The organism is Mesorhizobium tianshanense (assembly GCF_007830515.1).
Classification (GTDB): domain Bacteria; phylum Pseudomonadota; class Alphaproteobacteria; order Rhizobiales; family Rhizobiaceae; genus Mesorhizobium; species Mesorhizobium tianshanense.
Window position 1 is genome coordinate 63265 of the sequence record NZ_VLKT01000015.1, and the last position, 22876, is coordinate 86140.

Genomic DNA, 22876 nt, shown 5'->3' on the forward strand with positions numbered 1-22876 from the left:
ACGTCGCACCACGGCTCAGATGGTTTCCGTACCGTGATCCGCCCCAAGCAGGCGCCGAAAGCGCTGCCATCGTCTGGCACGCCTGCGTCCCCTGACATGGTTGCGATGCTCTTCGAACGGGACTTCGAACAGACCGCACATAACGCACCCTTCCCGCTTGCCGCAGACGGGAATCCAGCATTTGACGTCATGCTTCCAGGCCAGCGCGATCCGTTCGAGATGAAGATTGGATGAGCTCTTGAGCAGGATCAGCTCGCCGGCCACGGCCGTCCGCTTGATATGGTCGGAGACCTCCCTGGGCGTACGCAACTCATGAAAGCGGCCGGTGTCGCGATCGTCTTGTCCGGCTCCCGAGCGGTGCGCATTGTCACCGACATAAATGACCTGACCGGCAATTTCACGGGCGGTCTTGTAGGCGTAATGGTACTTTCTGGTCGAGCCTGCATAGTCTGAAATCTGCCCCAGAACGATGCGCTTTCGTTCGACATTGGCCCTGGCCATCATCTCGAAGGCAAGATTGATCGAGTGCCAGGGCGCCTTGGCGGCGTCGAGGATGAATTGCGGCCCGCCGTCGACGACAAACACCTCGCATCGATTTGCCAGTGGCTGGAGTGTCGCCACCCTGGCCGCCACCTTTTCCTGGGGAACGCCAAGTTCAAGTGCTGCAGCAACGGCGGCGGCGGTCGGCAGCCAGAAATGTTCAGCCGGGAATGGCGTTCTGAACTCAATGACGCCGCCACGCCAGTGGATCGAAAACGTCAGCCTGTCGGGATAGGCGGCGTGGATGTCGCTCACACGGTAATCTGCCTGTTCCGACATACCAAAGGTGACGACGCGATGCTGGGTGGGGGAGGCCATGCCGATGACATAGGGGTCATCCGCGTTGAGGACAGCGAGTCCGCCCGGCCGCAGCGCATCGACCAACGTGCGCTTTTCCCGAGCGACATTCTCCAATGTCCTGAAAGCTGTAAAATGTTCGAGGCGAACCATGGTGACGACAGCCACGTGCGGCCGCAGCATATCCGCCATCGGCTTGACCGTATCGGTTCCACTGGCTCCAGCTTCAAAGACGACGTAGTCGATCCCGGTGAGAACGCGCTTTGACAACATGTTGACCAGCGCCCTGATCGAATTGGCGAGGACCTGGGTATGCACCGAGCCGTGGCCGGCCAGAATGTGCCCAAGCAGTTCGGTCACCGTCGACTTGCCAGAACTTCCGGTTATGCCGATGAAGGTCGCCTTGCTTTTCGATCGGGCACGTCTTGCCTTGTAAACCTTGAGACGTCGCACCAGGTCTTTGCGAATTTTCCGCAATCTTGCGTTCACCGCACCACCGCCCCCAAGCCCATAAGCGACTTATGGCTTGCGATGAACGATCAAGTCAAACTTGAAACCCGACATGGCCGGGCGGTTCAGATGCAACGTCCGCCGTCGACCTCCAGCGCCACGCCAGTGATGAAAGCCGCCTCGTCCGAAGCGAGCCAGAGCGCCGCGTTGGCTATGTCGAGCGGCGTCGAAAGCCGGCCAAGCGGAATCGACGCGCGGAACTTCTCGCGGATCTCGGGTGTGTCGGCGCCCATGAATTTTTCCAGCATGCCGGTCTCGCCGGCGACCGGACACAGGCAGTTGACGCGGATGTTCTTCGGCGCGAGCTCCACCGCCATCGACTTGGTCGCGGTGATCGCCCAGCCCTTCGATGCGTTGTACCAGGTGAGGCCTGGCCGGGGCCTGATGCCGGCCGTCGAAGCCGTGGTCAGGATGACGCCGCCGCCTTGCTGATCCATGACCGGCACGACTGCCAGCGCGGCGTGGTAGATCGCCTTCATGTTGACGGCGGTGATCAGGTCGAAGGTCGTTTCGTCAACCTCGAGCATATCGCCGTTGCGATGGGTGTAGCCGGCATTGTTGACCATGATGTCGATGCGGCCGAAGGCACTCCTTGCGGCATGGACCATTTCCTCGAATTCGGAGCGCAACGAGACATCAGTCTGGGTCCAGATCGCCGCCTTGCCGATCTCGCTGGCCACACGTTCTGCGCCCTTGGCGTTGAGGTCGGCGACGACGATCCTGGCGCCCTCCTCGGCAAAGCGCTTGGCCATGCCCTCGCCGAAGCCGGAGGCAGCGCCGGTGATGATGGCTACCTTGTTTTCCAGGCGCATGCTTTTCTCACTCATGATTGAAAGTTCCGGCAATCGCCGACCGTCGAAAGATATGTCTCCACCCTCGATTTCTCCTTTGGCTTTCGTTTCGATCCCGCTTTATGCTGCACCTGCGAAGGTCTTCCGGAGCCATCGCTCGCCGACAAGCCTCCGGGTTGCGTCGGTGTCAAGGGCACACATGTTTGTGACATCGGGGTACTGGAAAATTTAAATCGATTAGAATATATCGGCCGCGTACCTGTGACCGGCGTCAAAGCGGATAGACCATGACCAGCCAGATCATTCCCGTCGACCCTTTTGACTTCATCATTTTCGGCGGTACCGGCGATCTGTCGGAACGCAAGCTTTTGCCGTCGCTCTATCATCGCCAGCGCGACCATCAGTTTTCCGAACCGACGCGCATCATCGGCACGTCGCGCTCAAAAATGACCGACGAGGAATTCCAGGCTTTCGCCAGGCAGGCGATTTCCGACCATGTGAAGCCGGCCGACATCGACGCCAAGGAGCTGACGACGTTCCTTGCCCGCCTTTCCTACGTCTCGGCCGACGCGACCACCGGCACGGGCTTCGACAAATTGAAGGAGGCGATCGGCGACAGCGAACACATCCGCGCTTTCTACCTGGCGGTGGCGCCGGCGCTGTTCGGCGATATCTCGCATAAGCTGAAAGAGCACGGGCTGATCACGCCGAACTCGCGCATCGTGCTGGAGAAGCCGATCGGGCGCGATCTCGCCTCGGCGCGCGCGCTCAACGATCTGGTCGGCGACGATTTCCATGAAAGCCAGATCTTCCGCATTGACCACTATCTCGGCAAGGAGACGGTGCAAAACCTGATGGCACTGCGCTTTGCCAATGCGCTCTACGAGCCGCTATGGAATTCCGCCAATGTCGACCATGTGCAGATCACCGTGGCCGAGACCGTCGGCCTCGAAGACCGCGTCACCTATTACGACAAGGCCGGCGCGCTGCGCGACATGGTGCAGAACCACATGCTGCAGCTTCTCTGCCTCGTCGCCATGGAGGCGCCGTCGTCGATGGATGCCGACGCCGTGCGCGATGAAAAGCTGAAGGTGCTGCGGGCGCTCACGCGCATCAACGGCAATGGAGCGCCGAAGCACACAGTGCGCGGCCAGTACCGTGCCGGAGCCTCGGCGGGCGGGCCGGTGAAAGGCTATGTCGAGGAACTCGGCAAGGACAGCAACACCGAGACGTTCGTCGCGATCAAGGCCGAGATCGGCAACTGGCGCTGGTCGGGCGTGCCGTTCTACCTCAGGACGGGCAAGCGGCTGGCGACCCGCGTTTCGGAGATCGTCATCGAATTCAAGCCGATCCCGCATTCGATCTTCGGCGACAGCGCCGGGCCGATCTTCGCCAACCAGCTGGTCATCAGGCTGCAGCCTGACGAAGGCGTCAAGCAGTTCATCATGATCAAGGATCCGGGGCCGGGCGGCATGCGGCTGCGCCAGATCCCGCTCGACATGAGCTTCGCGCAATCCTTCGACGGCCGCGCGCCCGATGCCTATGAGCGGCTGATCATGGATGTCATCCGTGGCAACCAGACCCTATTCATGCGCCGCGACGAGGTCGAGGCGGCATGGCAATGGATCGACCCGATCCAGGACGCCTGGGAAAGCGCAAGGCAAGAGGCGCAGGGCTATACCGCCGGCACATGGGGTCCCTCGGCCTCGATTGCGCTGATCGAACGCGACGGGCGGACATGGCACGAGAGCAATTGAACGGCGCCGCCTACAACTGGCACGCATTCGCCGAACGCCAGGATCTGGCGGCAGCGCTTGCCGGCCACGTCGCGGGCCGCCTGACCAATGCGATCGCCGAGCGCGGCACGGGGCTGCTCGCTGTTTCCGGCGGCACGACGCCGGCGAAATTTTTCGCATCGCTTTCGAGTATCCCGATCGCCTGGAACAAGGTCACGGTGACGCTGGTCGACGAGCGTTGCGTGCCGGCCGCCTCTGCGCGCTCCAACGCCGGGCTGGTCGCCGCCAATCTTTTGCAGAACGCGGCCGCGGCCGCTCGTTTCGTGCCGCTCTACCAAGAAGCAGCAAGCATCGAGGATACGTCGGAGACCGATAGCAGGATGTTGCGGTCGCTGCCCTGGCCGCTCGATGTGGTCGTGCTGGGCATGGGAACCGATGGCCATACCGCCTCGTTCTTTCCGGATGCCGACAATCTGGAAAAACTGCTCGATGCGTCCTCGGAAATGGTCGTGCTTCCGGTTAACGCGACAAGCGCCGGCGAGCCGCGCCTCACGCTGTCGCTGGCGCGGATCGTCGAAGCCGGCTTCGTCGCACTGCACATCGAGGGCGAAGACAAGCGCAAGGCCTTCGAGAGTGCGATGGGAGCGGGAACGCGCAAGCCCATTCGCGCCGTGCTCGACGCAGCGGAGAGGCCTGTAGAGGTTTTCTGGGCACCCTGATTTCAACTTACCGAGGGTCCCGGCAGACAGCCGGAAGGTGTTCCCGGGACCTCGCTCGAAAGGACCGACGCCATGACCGCGAGACGCGACATCGAAGCCATCACCGAGCGCATCCGCCAACGCTCCAGACCAAGGCGCGAGGCCTATCTCGGCCGCATCGCCGAGGCCTCGAACCGCACCGCCAACCGGGCCGTGCTTTCCTGCGGCAACCTCGCCCATGGCTTTGCCGTCTGCAGCCCTTCGGAGAAGGTGGCGCTCGGCGGCGACAGGGTGCCGAACCTCGGCATAATCACCTCCTATAACGACATGCTGTCGGCGCATCAGCCTTTCGAGACGTTTCCGGCGCTGATCAAGGACGCGGCGCGCGAGGCCGGCGGCATTGCCCAGGTCGCCGGCGGTGTGCCGGCGATGTGCGACGGCGTCACGCAGGGCCAGCCCGGCATGGAGCTGTCGCTGTTCTCGCGCGACGTGATCGCCATGGCCGCGGCAATCGGCCTGTCGCACAACATGTTCGACGCGGCCGTCTATCTCGGCGTCTGCGACAAGATCGTGCCGGGACTGGTGATCGCCGCACTCACCTTCGGCCATCTGCCGGCGGTGTTCATCCCGGCCGGGCCGATGACGACGGGCCTGCCCAACGACGAGAAGGCCAAGGTCCGCCAGCTCTATGCCGAAGGCAAGGCGGGAAGGGCCGAACTGCTCGAGGCCGAGTCCAAATCCTACCACGGCCCGGGAACCTGCACCTTCTACGGCACGGCGAACTCCAACCAGATGCTGATGGAGATCATGGGGCTGCACATGCCGGGTGCCTCCTTCGTCAACCCCGGCACGCCTCTGCGCGACGCGCTGACCAGGGAAGCGACGAAGCGGGCGCTGGCGATCACCGCGCTCGGCAACGCCTACACGCCGGTCGGCCGGATGATTGACGAGCGCTCGATCGTCAACGGCATCGTCGGCCTGCACGCCACCGGCGGCTCGACCAATCACACCATCCACCTGATCGCCATGGCGGCGGCGGCCGGCATCGCCATTACCTGGCAGGATATTTCGGACCTTTCGGAAGCCGTGCCGCTGCTGGCGCGGGTCTATCCGAACGGGCTTGCCGACGTGAACCATTTCCATGCGGCCGGCGGGCTCGGCTTCCTGATCCGCGAACTGCTCGACGAAGGCATCCTGCACGAGGACGTCCAGACGGTATGGGGCGAAGGCTTGAGGCCTTATGCGGTCGAAGCCAAGCTCGGCGCCGATGGCGGCGTCGTGCGCGAAGCCTCGCCGCGCGAAAGCGGCGACGAGAAGGTGCTGGCGCCGTTCAAGAAGGCGTTCCAGCCGACAGGCGGGCTGAAAATGCTCTCAGGCAATCTCGGCCACGCCGTCATCAAGACTTCCGCCGTGAAACCGGAACGGCGCATCATCGAGGCGCCGGCAAAGGTGTTCGACAGCCAGCAAGGGCTGAACGAGGCTTTCAAGGCCGGTTCGCTGACCGGCGATTTCATCGCCGTCATCCGCTTCCAAGGGCCGAAGGCCAACGGCATGCCGGAGCTGCACAAGCTGACCACCGTGCTCGGCGTGCTGCAGGATCGCGGCCAGCATGTCGCGCTGGTCACCGACGGGCGCATGTCGGGCGCTTCCGGCAAGGTGCCGGCGGCGATCCATGTGACGCCGGAGGCGGTCGAGGACGGGCCGATCGCCAGGATCCATGACGGCGACATCATCCGGCTCGATGCCGAGGCCGGAACGCTGCAAGTGCTGGTCCCGGCAGGTGATTTCGCGCTGCGCCGGGCAGCGGACGCCGATCTCATCGGCAATGAATTCGGCTTCGGCCGGGAACTTTTCGCCGGGTTCCGGCAAATGGTGGGCCGCGCCGACCATGGCGCCAGCGCCTTCGGAAACGACATGGCGGAATTGGCACTGCAGTGAAAAAAGGCGGCTCGCGGCTGTCTGATGCTGGCTGTCGATTGCCGCGCAATTTTGCCGTTTTGGGCCACTACGCTACCTTGAGTCAGCATTGTTGACCTATCTCTCATGACCGGTCATTCGTAGCCGATGCAGCGGGGAGCGGGATCGAGCGCTTCCGCGTCTTCCAGAGCAGTTCGGCCTTCCATGCCGCGCCATCCGAACCGCCGGCGACGACCGCGCGCTTGCCCGTCAGGTCGAGGAAGACGGGGAGTACGGCCAGCGGCTGAATGCGCGCCGGCGCAGCTTCATTCGGCTGCCTGGACACGACCTGCATCGATGATGCTCCTGATCTTGGGGCGGCATGTGTGTATCGGGACTGTCCCCTCACCAGGCGTTGTAGGCGAGGTACTTGCCGGACATCTCGACCTTCACACGGTCGCCCTTCGGGTGCTCGACCCGCGTCACCGACATGTCGAAGTCGATGGCTGACATGATCCCATCACCGAATTTCTCATGGATCAGCGCTTTGATCGTTGGGCCATAGACGCCGACGATCTCGTAGAGGCGGTAGATGCAGGGATCGGTCGGAACGGCCTGCTGCCATATCTTGGTGGGGCTTTCCTGAAGCACCAGCGCGGCTTCCTGAGGCAGGCCGAGGGCCGTTATCGTCGCCTGTGCCTTTTCCGCCGGCATGGCGTTCATGCCCATCGCGGCCGAATGCGTCCACACCGGCGACATCCCGATCGATGCGGCGATACCTTCCCAGGTCAGGCCCGCCTGGCGCTTGGCCGAGAGGATCATGGCGGTCACATCTTCGCGCGTCATCTTATCCATAGGTTTCTCCATTGGTTCAGCTTGGTTCAAGCAGCAGGAAGGCAAGGAACAGGACGACAAGCGCGAGCAGCACCGAGACCACTTTCCAGAAGGCGACGGGATCCCGCTCGACGAGAGGAATCGAACCGCGTGTGCCGAACGCCGGATTGGGCGTGCGCATGTCTGCCAGAAATTCGCTCAGGGCTTCCTGACGGCGCAGCGGCGAAGGATGCACCGCTTTTCGAAGTGCCCCGTCGACCCAAACCGGCACGCGCGGATCGAGCGAGGGTGCCGGGACGTATGAGACCTTCGCCTGTGCGCGAGGGGTGCGCGCACGCGCCATTTGGCCGCCATAGGGCAGTCGCCCCGTCAGCATTTCGTAGGCGATGACGCCGAGGGAGAACAGGTCGGAGCGTTCGCTGCCGTCCTTGCCGAGAATGTATTCCGGCGCCGAGTACTGGACGGTGCCGAGCATTTCTCCGGCGTCGAGGTCAGGGAGTGCCTCCAGGACGCCTGCGACGCGGACCGATCCGAGGTCGATGATCTTCACCGTGCCCTCGCGATCTATCATGACGTTCTCGGGGCGCAGGTCCTGATGCAGCATTTCCTTGCGGTGAAACGCGCGTAGCCCACGGGCGACCTGCTCGACAATGCCGCGCACCGTCTCGAGACTCGGCGCTGGATTGTCGGCCATCCACTGACGGAGGGTCTGTCCCTCGATATACTCGGTGGCGATGTAGAGACTTTTCCGCTGGCGGGGCACAGCCGCCGGACTGACCACATGCGGCGAGTAGATGCGGCGGGCGATCCATTCCTCCATCGCAAAGCGGCGCAGATGGTCGGCGTTGTCGCGCAGGCCGATCGAAGGAACCTTCAGAGCGACGCGATCTCCGCTTTCCAGATCGGTCGCGAGAAAGAGATGGCTGCGGCTGCTGGCATGGAGCGATCGAAGGATGCGATAGCCTTCGAAATCGCAAGGAGGCTGCGGCAGGGCGGCGGGCTGCAGCGCATCGGCTTCGCCGAGCGCCGTGTCGGCATCGGTCGGCGGCAGGGCATCGATGCGCACGATCTGGATGGTGAGATTGTCGGCACTGCCGTTGGACAGGGCCAGGGCGACGATGTCGCGTGCGGCCTTGTCAAGGTCGGCTGCTTCAGCGACACAGGCCGCGAGCGCGCGTGGTGGTACATGGTCGTGAACGCCGTCCGTCGTCAAGACGAAGACGTCGCCGGCCTCGATCTCGACCCGGCGGTAGTCGATCTCGACAGAGGCCGACAGGCCGAGCGCGCGGGCGAGATAGCTTTCCTCCGCTGAGAGCTCGACGCGGTGATCGTTCGTAAGCTGCTCGAGACTGCCGTCGACCAGCCGCCACACGCGGCTGTCGCCGACGTGAAACACGTGCGCCTGGCGGCCCTTCAAGACAAGCGCGCAGAAGGTCGTGAGATAGCCGCGGTTGCGATCGGATGTCCCGCTGTTCTGGGCGTTCAACCACGAATTCGCGGCGGCGATCACGCGGCTTGCCGCGATCTTTACTGTCCAGGTGTCGGACGTGCAATAGTAGTCGTCCAGGAAGCTCTTGACCGCCGTTTCGGCGGCCACGTGGGCGACGGGGCTCGACGATATGCCGTCGGCCAGCGCGAACGCCGCGCCCTTCAGGGTGAGGACCCTGCCAACCGGAACCAGCGTGCCGTGGAAGTCCTGGTTCAGAGGCTTCCGTCCCGCCACGGAATGCTGGCCGATCGTTACCGCGAGTTTCTGTCGGCTAAGGTCCTGAAGCATCGATCTCTCCCGGAGGAGCACGGTCCCGCGCGCCGTGGCGGGACCGTGCTCCAGGTCTACTCGGCCGCCACTGCGGCTGCGCGCCGGCCGTCGCCGTGCCGGTCGGAGGGGCGGGGCCGCTGGGGCGATGTCTTGTAATGCGTGGCGTACATCATCGCGCCGACGAAGGTGACGCCGCCAACGAGGTTGCCGACGACGGTCGGGATCTCGTTCCACAGGAAGTAGTCGGTCCAGGTGAACTGGCCGCCCAGCATGATGCCCGAGGGGAAGAGGTACATGTTCACGATGGAATGCTCGAAGCCGAGGTAAAAGAAGACGAGGATCGGCATCCACATGGCGATGACCTTGCCCGACACGGTGTTCGACATCATCGCGGCGACCACGCCGGTCGAGACCATCCAGTTGCACATCACCGCCCGCACGAAGAGCGTGAGCATTCCTGAAAACCCGGCCGCGGCGTAGCCGAGCGTTCGTGCCTCGCCGATGTGGCCGATCTTCTGTCCGACCGCATCCGGCTCCTGGCTGAAACCCATCGTGAAAATGATCGCCATGAACACTGCGGTCGTCATGGCGCCCGCGAAGTTGCCGATGAACACCAGTCCCCAGTTGCGCAGCACCCCGGCGACGGTGACACCCGGCCGCTTGGCGATGAGTGCCAGCGGAACCAGTGTGAAAACGCCGGTCAGCAGGTCGAAGCCCATCAGGTAAAGCATGCAGAAGCCGACGGGGAAGAGCAGCGCGCCGACCAGCGGCTGTCCGGTGTTGACGGTGATCGTCACGGCGAAGGCTGCGGCAAGAGCGAGGATGGCGCCGGCCATGTAGGCCCGGATCAGCGTGTCCTTGGTGGACATGAACACCTTGGATTCCCCGGCATCGATCATTTTTGCCGTAAGTTCCTGGGGTACGACGTAAGACATGATTGGTTCCTTCTCGGTCGGAGCCGCTCAGGCGGCAGCGAAGTTGCAGGTCAGGTCGAGGTAAATCCGGCCGTCTTCGAGCCGGACGGGAAACGTGTTCGTGCTTCCCTCGTCGGCGCCCTGGGCGGTGCCGGTCTCCAGCGAGATCACCCAGTTGTGGAGCGGGCACGTGACGCAGCCGTCATGGACGATGCCCTGGCTGAGCGGCCCGTTGCGGTGGGGGCATTTGTCTTCCAGCGCGAAGATCCGGTCGTCCACGGTGCGGAACACGGCGATCGTCATGTCGCCGTTTTTGACGCAGCGCGCGCCGCGCCGCGGGATGTCGTCGATCGTACCGATCGCTACCCTGTTCGCGGACATCGCGTTCATTCCGCTGCCTCCTTGAAGTCGATGCGCGCCATCGGCCTGAACGCGATCTCCTCGAACTCCTGCTCGCCCGACAGCACCGGCGACAGCATGATGCGGTCGTAATTCACGCGCGTTTCGGCGTTGAAGATGGTGATCCGTAGCGGTCCGGCGCGGCCTCCAGCAGGTGCTCCAGCATCCTGCCCGGCGCCATGCCGTTGCCGATGATGACGAGCTTCTCGGACATCGATCGGTCTCCCGCCGCCTATTCGACCGGCCGGAGCATGGCCTTTTCGGCCAGCGTTGCGTCCGCTTCGGCCGAGCGCACGGCTGCGGTGGGGTTGATCATCTTTTCCTCCGTTCGCGGCGCGATGACGCTGCCGTTTGGCTGAAACGAAAAAGCCGCCGGCCAAGTCTGCCGCGCCCGTAGATCCGGAGTCGCGAGAAGAACCTGATCGGCGGCTTTGCCTGATGCGCCCGACATTGGACGCGTATCTGATTGCCCTACAATGGGCCTGCAAGAGATCAGGCAGGAACCGTGCCAACTGCGTGCGGCTCGAATTTATAGAGAGGAATCAAGGAAGGGGGAGAAAAGCAGCCGGCGGACCGAACGACAGGGACGCTGCGGATTGTGCAGTGCATTGCACACTATTTGTGCAATGCACTCAAGTGCGAGATTTTTCACCACCTGCGCCGAGGCTTGCCAGATCCAGCGCCTCCGGGTCGAAGACCTTGCCGTCAAAGAATCCGTCCGGTCCCAGGACGAGGCTGGCCCTGGCGGAGCCCACCGGCGTGGTCTTGGTCAGCGCGCCCTCGACCTTGGCGTTGGCGGCGGGCAACGCCACGCCCAGCGGCTTGAGGGCCTCTCGATAGAGGTCGGGGCGGTAGGAGCCGAGCGCGATTTCAGCGTTGACCCGGCTGTGATCGACATCACCCCAGCGCATCATCTGGCTGTAAAACCAGAGCGCATGATCCTTCCAGGGGAAGTTCGCGGCCTTGTCGAAGGGCAGGTAGAAGTCGGCCACGTCGACAATCCGCCCGCCGAGGTGCAGGCGGCCGGTCAGGATCGGCATCTGCATCGCGGCAGAGAGACCGAGATGGCCGGGCTTCTCCATGATCGCGGCCAGGTGCGGCTGGCAGGGTCTTGGCACCGCGGTGCATCGCGCGCATCCGGCTGGCCCGTTGGTGACGAGTAGCCGCCATTCCGCCAACGGCCACAGAAGAGCTGAACCCTGGGGCGTGCTCTAAAAAATCTGCGTGGACAGCAATGGGGTTGAAAGCCGAACGCAGCTATCCGCTAAGCGCGCGCTCGGTAGCGGACTGACGGCTTCCGGCCCCACTCCGGTCATTCCACAGACATAACGGGGATGGCCGTTCCTGGCGCTACCTGCTCGTTCCGATCGACGAGACGAATGGCAACTTTCCACCGATAGTGTTGATTGTGGGGCGTATGCTTATCTAACGATCAGTCGATCGCCTCGATACCTTGCGCCTTCAAGCGTTCGAGATGGTCCTTCATTTCCTTCAGCCGTTCGGGGGAGTGGCCTTGCCACTCGGTGACCTCGCCCGTGACCCGGAGCGGCTCGCGGGAGCGATAGGACTGCGTCGGATTGCCGGGGAATTTCTTGTCCGTCAGGTTGGGGTCGTCCACGATCGGGCCGGTCGGCTCCACGATGTAGATCCTTTCCCGTCCGGTGCCGGCGGCCAACTCGGCGCCCCAGATGGCCGCATCCAGCGTGCCGGTGAGATAGACCCACGACGCCTGCTTCCGCGTGCCGTAATTGGAGCTGTAGCCGGCCGCGATCAGGTCTCCCGGTTTCAGGTCGGTCCGGGTGTCGTGGTAGAATTGGCGCAGGGTTGTGTTGTCGGGGGCTGCCATCGCTTCGCTGCTCATCCTATTATCCCAGGGCGCCGTGGTGCCGGTAGCACTATTCCATGCACGTCATCGGAAACAAGCGACTGGCCGGGCGGGTTCCTGTCGCGAGCAATCGACACTGGCGTCGAACTACGCTCCTATTGAACCGTCAGCTCGGCTCGTTCGCCGGCTTTGATCGTCACCGTACTTTCCTTCGAACTGTTGTCCGACTTCTCCGAGACGACCACGTAATCGCCGGCCGGCAGCGCCGCCTGGTACTTCTCGTCATAAGCGTAGCCGAGCGATTTGCGGTTGCCGTTGAGGTCCTTCTTCGGATTGAAAATCTCGATCTTCGAGGCGCCTGGCGCGGTGACCGCCAGCACGCCGGCGTTCAAGGCGACTTTCAGATCCTGAAACTCGCCGGCCTTGACGCTGAACGGCTGCTCGGCGACGGCAAGGTCGACCTCGGCAATCAACACATAGTCGTCGGGCGGCAGATCGAACTTGCTGTCGGGGCCATAGGCATAGGTCACCTCTTGCCTCGTTCCGTCGATCTTCTTCTTTGCCTTGAACACCTTGAAGCCGATGCCCGAACCGTCGGCCTTGTCGCCACCGGCCGTATAGTAGGCGTTGGCAACGACATGTCCGACGCCGACGATGATATCCTTGTCGATGATCCTGCCGGCAGCGAGCTGGATGGTTTCGGTGACCTCGCCCTTCCCGATCGTGACCGTCACTTTCTGGTCGCCGGCCGGCAACACGACTTTCGTGTCGCCATAATAGGTCGCGGGCATATCGACGCCCGGATAGGCGATCACGACAGCCGCGCCATCGGCCACATCCGCTCCCTCACTTGGCCTGGGATGAAGGATGAGCGTGCCGGCATTCAGGATGAAGAGGGGGTTGTAGACCTGGCCCGCCTCGACCTTGGCCTTCTGTTCGGTCCTGGCCTCGCCATAGCTCGCGACGACGACATAGTCGCCCGGCTCCAGATTGCCCTTGTAGGCGCCGTACTCGGTGGTGACGTAATCGCCGCGCGTGCCGTCGGATCTTGCCTTGTAGATCTCCCAGGCATTGCCGTCGGTGATGGGATCGCCGCCCTCGGCTAGCGCCACGGCCGGCACGAAGTTGAACTCCGGCTTTTCCGGCTCGGGAGCCAGCGGCGGCGCAGGCGCTGGTTCGGGTGCCGGTGCAGCGGCAATGGTTTCGACCAGCGCATTCTGCAGTGCTTGCTCGTCGGACGCCTGGATGTATTTGCCGCCGGTGTTATCGGCGAGGCAAGCGACCTGCTTGCCCTCGTCCGCGGTCAGGCCGAAGCCGACGACGTCCGCAGTGAAGTCGACCCCGGCAGCCTCCAGTTCCTTGCCGAGCGCGCAAGGATCGCCATTGCAGGTCTCGAGCCCGTCGGTGATGAGGATGACGGTGGCCTTGTCCTCGGTGTATTTCAGCGCCTCGGCCGCCTGCCTGACGGCTGATGTCAGCGGCGTCTTGCCGAGGAATTTCAGGCTGTCGGCGGCAACGGAAACAGCGCTCGCCGCACCGGCCTGCGGCGGAACGATGAGCTCGATATCCTCGCAACTGCCCTTCTCGCGATGGCCATAGGCCATGAAGCCGATTTCCCTGTCGGCGGGGACCGACTGCAGCACGGTTCTGAGCGATTCGCGGGCGATTTCGAGCTTGGGCTTGCCGTCGATCTGCGCCCACATGGAGCCGGAGGCATCGAGAATGACGATGACACGGTCGGCGGCAAGCCCAAGCGTCGTCATCCACAACAGGAGCATCGCGGCAGCGACGCTCCGTGCAAGTCCCGCCATGAAAATCTCCCCCTCGTCAGTCAGCGCCAGTCCGGGGAAGCTATTTGACGCGGCGTCAGGACACAAGCCCGGACGATGGGCGTGGGCCACAGATTGAGCCAGGCCGACTCAATATGTCGTGCGCCGCTCTTCGGAAGGCGGCCGGCCGAATTGCAGCCGGTAGCTCTGGGCAAAATAGGAGTGCGAGGTGAAGCCGGTGGCGATCGCCACATCCAGGATCGGCATGTTGGTCTGGCGCAGCAATTCGCGCGCCCGCTCGAGCCTGAGCCGCATGTAATAGCGGCCGGGCGTGACGCTGAGGTGACGCAGGAACAGGCGCTCGACCTGGCGCACCGACAGACCGGCCGACTTGGCGAGTTGCACCGCTGACAGCGGCTCGTCGAGATGATCGGCCATCAGCTCGACGGTGCGCCGCAGCTTCTCCGATTTGCCGGTCAGGTCGCGTTCCGGCCCGACACGCTGGCGATCTCCGGCGGAACGAATGCGTTCGTGCTGGAACTGGTTGGCGACGCCGTTGGCGAGGCTCGAGCCGAAATCGCTGCGCACGATCTCCAGCATCAGGTCGATCGAGGTGGTGCCGCCTGCGCAGGTGTAGCGCTTGCGGTCGATCTCGAAGACGTTGCCAGTGCAGTTGATGTCGGGAAACCGCTCGACGAAGCCGGCGCGATTTTCCCAGTGGATGGTGCAGCGATAGCCTTCGAGCTGGCCTGCCTCGGCGAGCAAATAGGAGCCGACCGACAGCGCGCCGAGCGCGTTGCCGCGCCGGCCCCAGCTGCGCAGCGCCGCCAGCACCTTGCTCTTGCCCGGGAATTCGGTCGTCAGCCCGACCGAGACGAAAAGGATGTCGACCGGCGGCAGATCGGCGACGGCGTAGTCGACCTTGAGCGGCAGGCCGTTGGAGGCCATGACGGCATCGCCGTCGGCCGACACCGTCGTCCAGCCATAGAAATCGTGGCCGAGCAGCCGGTTCGCCGACCGGAACGTGTCGATCGCGGCGGCCAGCGAGAACATGGAAAACTTGTCGACCAGCAGGAACCCGAACTGCCGGCCGCCCTGAACGGGATCGTTCATGACCGGCCGCTCTGGGGGAACAGTGAGGTTCGGCAAAGCTGCGGCTTTCCAGGTTCAGAAGGATGGCCGTTTCAATCCGGCCGCGAGATAGGCGGAAGCTAGCGTGTTGGCCATCAGCATGGCAATGGTCATCGGCCCGACGCCGCCAGGCACCGGCGTGATGGCGCCGGCCGTCTTCGCCGCCTCGGCATAGGCGACGTCGCCGACGAGGCGGGTCTTGCCTTCGCCTCTTTCGGGCGCAGCGATGCGGTTGATGCCGACGTCGATGACGGTGGCGCCTGATTTGATCCAGTCACCCCTGACCATTTCAGGTCTCCCGACAGCGGCAACGAGAATGTCGGCGGTGCGCGCCAGCGCGGCCAAGTCCTTCGTGCGGCTATGCGCGATGGTGACGGTGCAGTTGGCGGCAAGCAGAAGATTGGCCATCGGCTTGCCGACAATGTTAGAGCGGCCGACGACCACCGCATTGAGGCCGGAAAGGTCCTTGCCGCGCACGCGCTCGATCAGCAGCATCGAGCCGGCCGGCGTACAGGGCACGAAGGCCGTCTCCAGTTCGCCGGTGCCGAGCTTGCCGACATTGATGAAGTGGAAGCCGTCGACGTCCTTTTGCGGCGCTATTGCCTGGATGATCTTGCCCGCATCGACATGGCCAGGCAACGGAAGCTGCACCAAGATGCCGTTGATGGCCGGATCGGCGTTGAGTTCGCCGATGATATCAAGCAGTTCCTGTTCGGAGGTTTCGGCCGGCAGCGTGTGCTGGACCGAATGAAAGCCGCATTCCTTGGCGGTGCGGGATTTGGAAGCGACATAGACCTGGCTCGCCGGATCCTCGCCGACGATGACCACCGCAAGACCAGGCTTCAGCGCGCCCTTTTCCAACAGTTCGGCCGTCAAGGCCTTGACCCGCCGCACCACGTCTTCGGCGACGTTTTTTCCGTCAATCACTTCGGCCATGAACCACCCTCAACACCGTTAGTCCAAAGAGCGTCGCGTCTGAAGGGACTGATGCGGCGCGCATTGAACCTTTATCCTAGACATGTCGTCGTCCCAACCGCTGCGTACCCTAGGTCAGACCCGAGGGGAGGCTTTTGGGTGACATCAAGCGCGGCATTTTCACGAAAATTCGACCGGGCAATCCCGTCAGAGCGCCGTCTCATGCCGTTAACTCGAAACCGATGGCTTTTATTCTATTCGGCTACTCTATCCGACGCTCAGAAATAACGGCGCGATCGGCTTTCGGTGAGTTCGCGAACCGCTTCGCGGAATTCGCGCAGGCTGGCCCGGATTTCCTCTAAGGAGGTTCTTTGTTCAGCGGCTTTCGAAGCCTGGTCTGCCTCGGCCGACGGGGCCTGAGGATAGACCGGTTGCTGCTGCGGATAAGGCACTTGTCCGGCATCGGGGGCCATGGCCGGCGGATAGGGATAACCGGCAGGCGGCGGCGGCATCTGCCGGGGATAGCCCACCGGCGGTTGCGCATAGGGGTATGCCCGCATGTGCGGGGCCGGATACATCGCCTGCTGCGGACCATGAGCGCCCTGCTGGACTTGCGACTGCCTGTAGCCGGCAGGCGCTGGCCGACGCCGAACGAAAGGAGGCGACGGCTCGGGATAGGTGGCCGGATCCCGCTTCGCGCTTTCGGCGGTTGCCGGTGAGCCACTGGCCAGTGATCTTGTGGAACGCATGTTGGCAGAGTCTTCCCGGGGCGCCTTGCGCGGCATGATCCTGCCCACCGCCGACAGCAGCGCACTGAGCGGACCTGAACGCCTGGTGGCCTCGATCGGCGAAACGGGCGGCGACGACGCCTGGTATGCCTTGTCTTCAATGGGTGTCCGGCGCTCGTGTGTCCCGCGGCGCGAGCGCGAATTGGCGGTCTCACGGAGGCTCTCATAGGCGCCGCGCATGGCGCCGAGGCCGACACCGGAAGCCAGGCCAGCCAGCAGGCCGGCGAGCGTTATCACGGCGCGCGACGGTCCGTTAGGCTCGAGCGGGGCAAAGGCCTTGGAGATGACATTGATGTTGGCGGTGTTGATGTCCTTCTGCTCGCCGGTCTCCTTGGCGCGCAGAAGATATTGCTCATAGACGGAGCGCTTGGCGGTGGCGTCGCGCTCCAGTTCGCGCAAGGTGACCAAATCGCTGTTGACGTCGCCGCTGCGGACCTTCAATTGCGCCAGGCGGGAGGCCAGATCCTGTTCGAGCTGGACGGCGCGCTTCAGGTCGACCTGCAGCGACGAGGCGATGCGGCGCAGTTCCGCGGCGATGCGCTCGCGCGAGCCGGCAAGCTGGGCATTGAGCGCCTGGAGCTCGGGATGGCGCGGCCCGAACCGGATCGCGGCGCGGTCGGCCTCCTGCTTGAGCGTCGCATATTGCGATTGCAAGTCGCTCATGGTGTTGGAGTTGATCTCTTCCGGCAAGGTGCCGCTCAGAACCGAATTCACGTCGATCGAGCGCGCCGACGCCGCGCGGGCGTTAAACTCCAGCGTGCGGGCGCGGGCGATGGCAAGCTGTTGGTTGAGCTTGAGCATCTCGTCGTCGCTGATCAGATGGCCTTGCGCGTCGACCAGGTCATGCGCGGCCCTGAAATCCTCGACCTTGCGCTCGGCAGCTTCCACGCCCTTGCGCAGCTCGTCGAGCCTGGCCGTCAGTTCGTTGGTCGCGCGGCCGGCGGTGTCGGACTGGATCTGACCGAAGGTCTGCAGGAAAACGTCCGTCATCGTATTGGCGATGAGAGCCGACTTCTCGCCATTTTGCGTGGTGGCGCTGACGGAGATGACGAAGGTCTTGCCGCCGCGCTCGACCGAAAGGCTCTCGGCCAGATTGCCGACGGCCAGCGCACGGCGGCGGCCCTCATCGGCACCCGGCCCGTCATTGCGCGACAGGACCGACCGGATGAGCGTCATGACGCCAAGGCCACTGGTACCTTGCCCGTTGAACTCCGGATCGTTGACGAGATTGAGCTTGTCCACGACCTTGTTGAGAACGGTGCCAGAGGTCAGCACCCGAACCTGGTTTTCGACGATGGCCAGCGTGGCGTCGGACGCGACCACCGATTGGGTGAGATCGCGGTCGGTGAGCTTCAGGTCGCGCGGGTCGACGATCAGTTCCGCGGTGGCTTCGTATTTCTTCGGCGTCGACAGCGCGATCGCAACGCCAAGCGCGGTGCCCAGTATCGTCATGGCGACAATGAGCAGTTTCGAGCGGGCAACGCCGCGGACGACCTGCATAGGATCGATCAACGGCTTCCATTCTTGTCCGTCGTCATCCTCGCGGGGAGACCGTTGCACGTCACCGGCGTATCGAGGTTCGAATGCGGCATATCGAGGTTCGAATGCGGCATATCGAGGGTCGAACGCGGCGTATCGAGAATCGAACGCGGCATGTCGAGGATCGGCATCGGAACGGCGGTCCTCGGAAAAACCGGCGGTAACCGGCTCCTCCCGCGGGCTGGCGTCAGCATAGCCCGCTTCAACGGCCTCGTCCGCCGCGAGCGGCACACGGGCGGCCGAAGCGGATGCATGATCCGCCTGAGACTGGCTTGTCTCGTCGCTTGCCGGGAATTCCGGGGCTACCGTGGGTTCCGGGGTTGCCGAGCGTTCCGGATGCGCTCGCGCCTCGCGGCGCAAGCGCGCGAGACGATGGCGCGTGGCGGCATCCTCGCGCAATGACGGATCCGCCTGATCCCCGATCGAAACGAGCGATGGTTCAGCTTCTTCTTCGCCACGTATCGCCTGGCCGAGCGCCAGCAAGGACCGCTCGCGCTTCCAATCTTCACGGTTTTCCCTGCCGATCATTGTCGTGGAGCTTGCCCTTGGCGGCTTGGACGCGCGGTCAGCCATTCGTTAAGCCACGCTAAACAAGCATAGGAAACAAAAGGTTAATGTCCGAGCCCTGAGGGCGCGGTTTCTCTCTTCGGTTGCATGCTCCCGAACGCAACTGAAGCCTTCAGAACCACGCGTTAAACTTTCCTGCCTATCCTGTCCCCGACACATGACTCAGGCTGGCAACATCCCGCAAAGGCGGCCCCTCTCCCGGATCGGCGCTTTCGTGGCCGAGCGACGGGGGCTGGTTCGCGACTATCTATCGGCGATCAGCGGCACGGGCGGGCGGCTGGTGTTTTCGCTCGCCTATTTCATCGCGTTGGCCAACACGCTGTCCATCGCCGAGTTCGGCATGTTCGCCACAGCATCGGCGGCCGGCGTGATGCTGTCACGCATCCTCGCCTTCGGCTTCATCTCAGCGCTTTACCGAACCGCCACCATCCGCCCCAATCTGATCGGCACCTTCACGGCCGGCTTCCTGCTGCTCGCCGTGATATCGCTGCCGCTGCTGGCTGCAGCCTCCTACGGCGTCTACCTGGTCTTTTTTGCCGGCACCGTGCCGCTGCCGGTCTTCGTGGCGATCGTGTTTGCCGAGGCGCTGTTGTGGCGGCCGGTCGAGGTGGCGCTGATCGTCAACAACGGTCTCGGCAAATTCGGCCGCGCCGCCCTGCTGACGATCATGGCGACGGCCTTGCGGGCGCTCGGCGCCGTGCTGTTCATGTTCGCCGCGCAGCCGACCATAGGTGTCTGGTCCTGGTACTATATCGGCGCCAATGTCGCTTCGCTGGTCATCGCCTTCGGATTTTTCTATCCACGCCAGAGGCTGCGGCTGCGGCTGGAGCTTTATCTCAGGCGGCTCGCCGATTCCATCTACGTGGCCGGCGCGGAGGTGCTGTTCTACCTGCAGATGGAATTCGACAAGCTCTTGGTGCTGGCGATCGGCGGGCCGCATCTCGCCGGCATCTATGCCATCATCATGCGGCTGGTCGACCTGACCGCGATCCCGATCCGCACCTTCTCGATGATGCTGGTGCAGCGCATAATGCGCGCGCCGGAACTTCTGTCACGCCTTTCGGTCAAGAGCGGCATCGAAGGCGGCGTGTTCCTGGTCTCGACGCTGGCGCTGGCGGCACTCGCCATCGTGCTGCATTTCTTCCCCAACGCGCTGGGCAGGAATGTTGCGGAGGCCGCTCCTCTGGTGGCGCTGGCGATCTGCGTGCCGGGCCTGCGCAATCTGGTCGAATACCAGGCCGAGCTCCTGTTCGCGCGCGGCCAGACGCTGGTGCGGGCGATCAACCTCGCCTTGCTCGCCGGTCTGAAGGCGGTTCTGCTGACCTATGCCCTGACCACGATCCTGGACATACCCGATCTGGTGCTGTCGCTCAACATCGTCTTCCTGCTGCTCTATCTCGCCTCGGCGCTGCTCACCTATTCGGCAATGCGCAAACCGGCGAAGGCGATCTAGGGGCAAACTCGATCGGGTGGGTGCCGCCAATGGCCGAGATGCGGGTGGAAAGTTGCCCTTTCGACATGCAATATCCTTCCGCCACCTGAACCCTAATTGGAACGCCGTGCCTGTGGAATGTTGCCGTATGGCGTGGCCGTTGGTACGACTTGGTTTGCGCCACTTGCCGACCTCAGCACCTCCAAGCGCGAACGTCTGGTGTGATGCCCGATGCGCGCGTTCGTAGGGCATCTCGCTGTTACATCGCGGTGACAAAAGCACCGCCACGGTGGCGTCAACCGGTTACACAGGGCAGGAAATATCTCCGGCCTTCTGGGAGTGGCGTGTCAGCGTCCCCAGAGGCTGCGTGGGCGTGTCGTCGGTTGGCTGTCAGCGCGGCGACTGGAACGCTCCACGCCTCGCAAGCGGGATAGCGAAATCTCGTGAAGGCAAGGTCAAGCTGCCTTCTCCGTTCTGTATCGGCGACGGGCGGCGACTGGGAGAGATGAATACCATGAACGTGGGGCGTCTGGAAGTTGGCAGGACATGGACGCGGGGCGGCCCGCGTGCAGGCGGTTGGCTGAGCGGTGCAATGACCACGCAGCGCCACCTCGCAGCGATCCTGGCTTGCGACGTGGTCGGCTATTCGCGCCTGACGGAGCGCGACGAGCACGGCACGCTCGAGCGGCTGAAGAGCTACCGCAAAAACCTCCTCGAACCTCTGGTCCTCGAGCACCAGGGTCGGATCGTCAAGCTCACCGGCGACGGCATGCTGTGCGAGTTCGCGAGCGTCGTTAACGCGGTGACCTCGGCGATTGCGATCCAGCAGGCCCTGGCAGAACACGAGGCGGAGACGCCCGAGGAAGAGCGGATTCGCTTCCGCATCGGCGTCAATCTCGGCGACGTGGTCTGCGAGGAGGACGGCGACCTCTACGGCGACGGGGTCAACATCGCCACCCGCCTCGAAAGCATCGCCGATCCCGGCACCGTGGTCGTCTCGGGCACCGCCTACGACCACCTTCAGGGCAAGCTCGACTGCGGCTTCACGCCGCTCGGCGACCTGCGCCTCAAGAACATCGAGCGGCCTGTGCGCGCCTACCGCGTCGAGACCGACGCCAGCGCCTCGGTGGCTGCACCGCCTCCCCTGCCCGCGAAACCCTCGATCGCGGTTCTGCCTTTCACCAACATGAGCGGCGACCCCGACCAGGAATACTTCGCCGACGGGCTGGTGGAGGACATTATCACGGGATTGAGCCGGGTGAACTCCTTCTTCGTGATCGCTCGCAACTCGTCCTTCACCTACAAGGGCCGAGCGGTGGACCTGCGCCAGGTCGGGCGCGAGCTGGGCGTCCGCTACGTGCTCGAAGGCAGCATCCGCAGAGCAGGATCGCGAGTGCGTATCAGCGGGCAGCTGGTGGACGCGATCAGTGGGCACCATGTCTGGACCGACCGCTTCGAGGGCGACGTGAGCGACATCTTCGACCTGCAGGACAAGGTGACCGAGAGCGTCGTCGGCGCTGTCGAACCGAGCATCCGGCTGGAGGAGATCAAGCAGGCGCGCATGAAGCCGACCGACTACATCAGCGCCTACGACCTCTACCTTCGTGCGCTGCCGCGCTTCTACAGCATGACGCGCGAAGGCTTTGCCGACGTGCGCCGGCTCACCAACGAGGCGCTCAGCATCGATCCCGGCTTCAACTTGGCGAAGGCACTCGGCGCCTATATCCGCAGCCTATCCGTGAGCCAGTGCTGGCACGAGCCCGACGATATCCGCGTCGCCGCGCGCATGGCCCGCGAGGTACTGGCGGACGCGCGAGACGACCCGACAAGCTTGCGTTTCGCCGCGCAGGTGATCGCCTACAGCGCCAAGGATTACGAGACGGCGCTGGACACGATCGATCGGTCCCTGCTCCTCAACCCCAATTCGGCGCAGGGCCATACGGGCAGCGGCTGGGTGAACGCCCATTCCGGCCGCTCCCTCGTCGCGATCGAGCACTTCCACAGGGCAATGCGGCTGAGCCCGGTCGACCCCGAGAAGGGCATCGCGCTCTCCGGCATCGGGATGAGCTACCTGATGCTCGAACGCTACGAGGAAGCGCTGGCTTGGGGAGAACGAGCGCTGCGCGAGATGCCGAATTACGGCTCCTCGCACCGGGTGGTGATCATGGCGCTGGTCAAACTCAATCGGCCGGACGAAGCGCAGGCGGCGGCGCTGCGGCTGATGGAGGCGTTCCCGACCTACACGCTCGGCCTGCAGAGGCAGATCAACCCGTGGCGGGACAAGGTGTTCGCCGAGCGCTACGTCGAGGCGCTGGGTATTGCCGGCGTGCCGGAGTGATCGTCGCGGTTGCAAAGATGCCCTCTCCTGCGCGCCATGTCCGGCCAGGCGACGCCCCTAGATCCCGCGTCGCTTCTGGAAGGATAGTTCTCTGGCCGGCTTGTCCGAGGACTGAGCGCGTAGAGCAGCCGTGAACAGCTGGCGAGCTCTCTGTTGGGTTCGCGTCGAACTTCCGGTTTCCACCCTGACGAGACCTAC

17 protein-coding genes and 2 pseudogenes are annotated in these 22876 nt (G+C 63.8%); 5 read left to right on the plus strand and 14 right to left on the minus strand.

Annotated elements, in window-relative coordinates:
* Positions 1–15 precede the first annotated feature (15 nt).
* A complete protein-coding gene (locus IQ26_RS13865) occupies positions 16–1290 on the minus strand; it encodes a Mur ligase family protein (RefSeq protein ID WP_240547108.1) in 1275 nt (424 codons plus the stop codon).
* 122 nt (positions 1291–1412) lie between these two features.
* A complete protein-coding gene (locus tag IQ26_RS13870; RefSeq protein ID WP_145718199.1) occupies positions 1413–2159 on the minus strand; it encodes an SDR family oxidoreductase in 747 nt (248 codons plus the stop codon).
* Positions 2160–2425: 266 nt separating this feature from the next.
* On the opposite strand from IQ26_RS13870, the gene zwf reads away from it, so the two are divergent.
* From zwf to edd, 3 genes are all read left to right on the plus strand, one after another.
* Positions 2426–3895, plus strand: coding sequence for a glucose-6-phosphate dehydrogenase (zwf, locus tag IQ26_RS13875; RefSeq protein WP_145718066.1), 1470 nt, complete (start codon positions 2426–2428; stop codon positions 3893–3895).
* A complete protein-coding gene (gene pgl / locus IQ26_RS13880; protein WP_145718068.1) occupies positions 3877–4593 on the plus strand; it encodes a 6-phosphogluconolactonase in 717 nt (238 codons plus the stop codon). The genes zwf and pgl overlap by 19 nt, the downstream gene beginning before the upstream one ends.
* A 72-nt stretch (positions 4594–4665) precedes the next feature.
* On the plus strand, positions 4666–6510 hold the full coding sequence (gene edd, locus IQ26_RS13885) for a phosphogluconate dehydratase (protein ID WP_145718070.1): 1845 nt from the start codon (positions 4666–4668) through the stop codon (positions 6508–6510).
* Positions 6511–6676: 166 nt separating this feature from the next.
* Here the strand turns inward: edd and IQ26_RS13890 are convergent.
* From IQ26_RS13890 to IQ26_RS13945, 12 genes and pseudogenes are all read right to left on the minus strand, one after another.
* A pseudogene (locus IQ26_RS13890) lies at positions 6677–6823 on the minus strand (siroheme synthase CysG); the annotation flags it as partial.
* A 50-nt stretch (positions 6824–6873) separates the two neighbouring features.
* Positions 6874–7323, minus strand: coding sequence for a cyanase (gene cynS, locus IQ26_RS13895; RefSeq protein WP_208760157.1), 450 nt, complete (start codon positions 7321–7323; stop codon positions 6874–6876).
* Between the two features lie 16 nt (positions 7324–7339).
* Positions 7340–9079, minus strand: coding sequence for a bifunctional protein-serine/threonine kinase/phosphatase (locus IQ26_RS13900; RefSeq protein WP_145718073.1), 1740 nt, complete (start codon positions 9077–9079; stop codon positions 7340–7342).
* A 56-nt stretch (positions 9080–9135) separates the two neighbouring features.
* Positions 9136–9996: a formate/nitrite transporter family protein gene (locus IQ26_RS13905; RefSeq protein WP_145718075.1), complete on the minus strand. Its 861-nt coding sequence runs from the start codon at positions 9994–9996 to the stop codon at positions 9136–9138.
* Positions 9997–10023: 27 nt separating this feature from the next.
* A complete protein-coding gene (gene nirD, locus IQ26_RS13910) occupies positions 10024–10365 on the minus strand; it encodes a nitrite reductase small subunit NirD (protein WP_145718077.1) in 342 nt (113 codons plus the stop codon).
* A 241-nt stretch (positions 10366–10606) separates the two neighbouring features.
* A complete protein-coding gene (locus IQ26_RS13915) occupies positions 10607–10825 on the minus strand; it encodes a hypothetical protein (RefSeq protein WP_145718079.1) in 219 nt (72 codons plus the stop codon).
* A gap of 181 nt (positions 10826–11006) precedes the next feature.
* Positions 11007–11491 (minus strand): annotated as a pseudogene (locus IQ26_RS13920) (CmpA/NrtA family ABC transporter substrate-binding protein); the annotation flags it as partial.
* A 315-nt stretch (positions 11492–11806) separates the two neighbouring features.
* On the minus strand, positions 11807–12220 hold the full coding sequence (gene arr, locus IQ26_RS13925; protein ID WP_145718203.1) for an NAD(+)--rifampin ADP-ribosyltransferase: 414 nt from the start codon (positions 12218–12220) through the stop codon (positions 11807–11809).
* 134 nt (positions 12221–12354) lie between these two features.
* Positions 12355–14010, minus strand: a complete 1656-nt coding sequence (locus IQ26_RS13930; protein ID WP_145718081.1) for a vWA domain-containing protein — start codon at positions 14008–14010, stop codon at positions 12355–12357.
* A 108-nt stretch (positions 14011–14118) separates the two neighbouring features.
* The gene (locus IQ26_RS13935; protein WP_126043668.1) at positions 14119–15081 is read right to left on the minus strand and encodes a GlxA family transcriptional regulator; all 963 of its coding nucleotides are present in this window, start codon (positions 15079–15081) and stop codon (positions 14119–14121) included.
* Positions 15082–15135: 54 nt separating this feature from the next.
* Positions 15136–16035, minus strand: coding sequence for a bifunctional methylenetetrahydrofolate dehydrogenase/methenyltetrahydrofolate cyclohydrolase FolD (gene folD / locus IQ26_RS13940; protein ID WP_145718083.1), 900 nt, complete (start codon positions 16033–16035; stop codon positions 15136–15138).
* 257 nt (positions 16036–16292) lie between these two features.
* Positions 16293–18869, minus strand: coding sequence for a GumC family protein (locus IQ26_RS13945; RefSeq protein ID WP_145718205.1), 2577 nt, complete (start codon positions 18867–18869; stop codon positions 16293–16295).
* A gap of 196 nt (positions 18870–19065) precedes the next feature.
* Between IQ26_RS13945 and IQ26_RS13950 the strand changes: the two genes are divergently transcribed.
* The gene (locus IQ26_RS13950) at positions 19066–20361 is read left to right on the plus strand and encodes a lipopolysaccharide biosynthesis protein (RefSeq protein WP_145718085.1); all 1296 of its coding nucleotides are present in this window, start codon (positions 19066–19068) and stop codon (positions 20359–20361) included.
* Positions 20362–20932: 571 nt separating this feature from the next.
* Positions 20933–22678 carry an adenylate/guanylate cyclase domain-containing protein gene (locus tag IQ26_RS13955; RefSeq protein ID WP_145718087.1) on the plus strand — a complete coding sequence of 582 codons (1746 nt, stop codon included), beginning with the start codon at positions 20933–20935 and terminating at the stop codon, positions 22676–22678.
* The last annotated feature ends 198 nt before the right edge of the window (positions 22679–22876 follow it).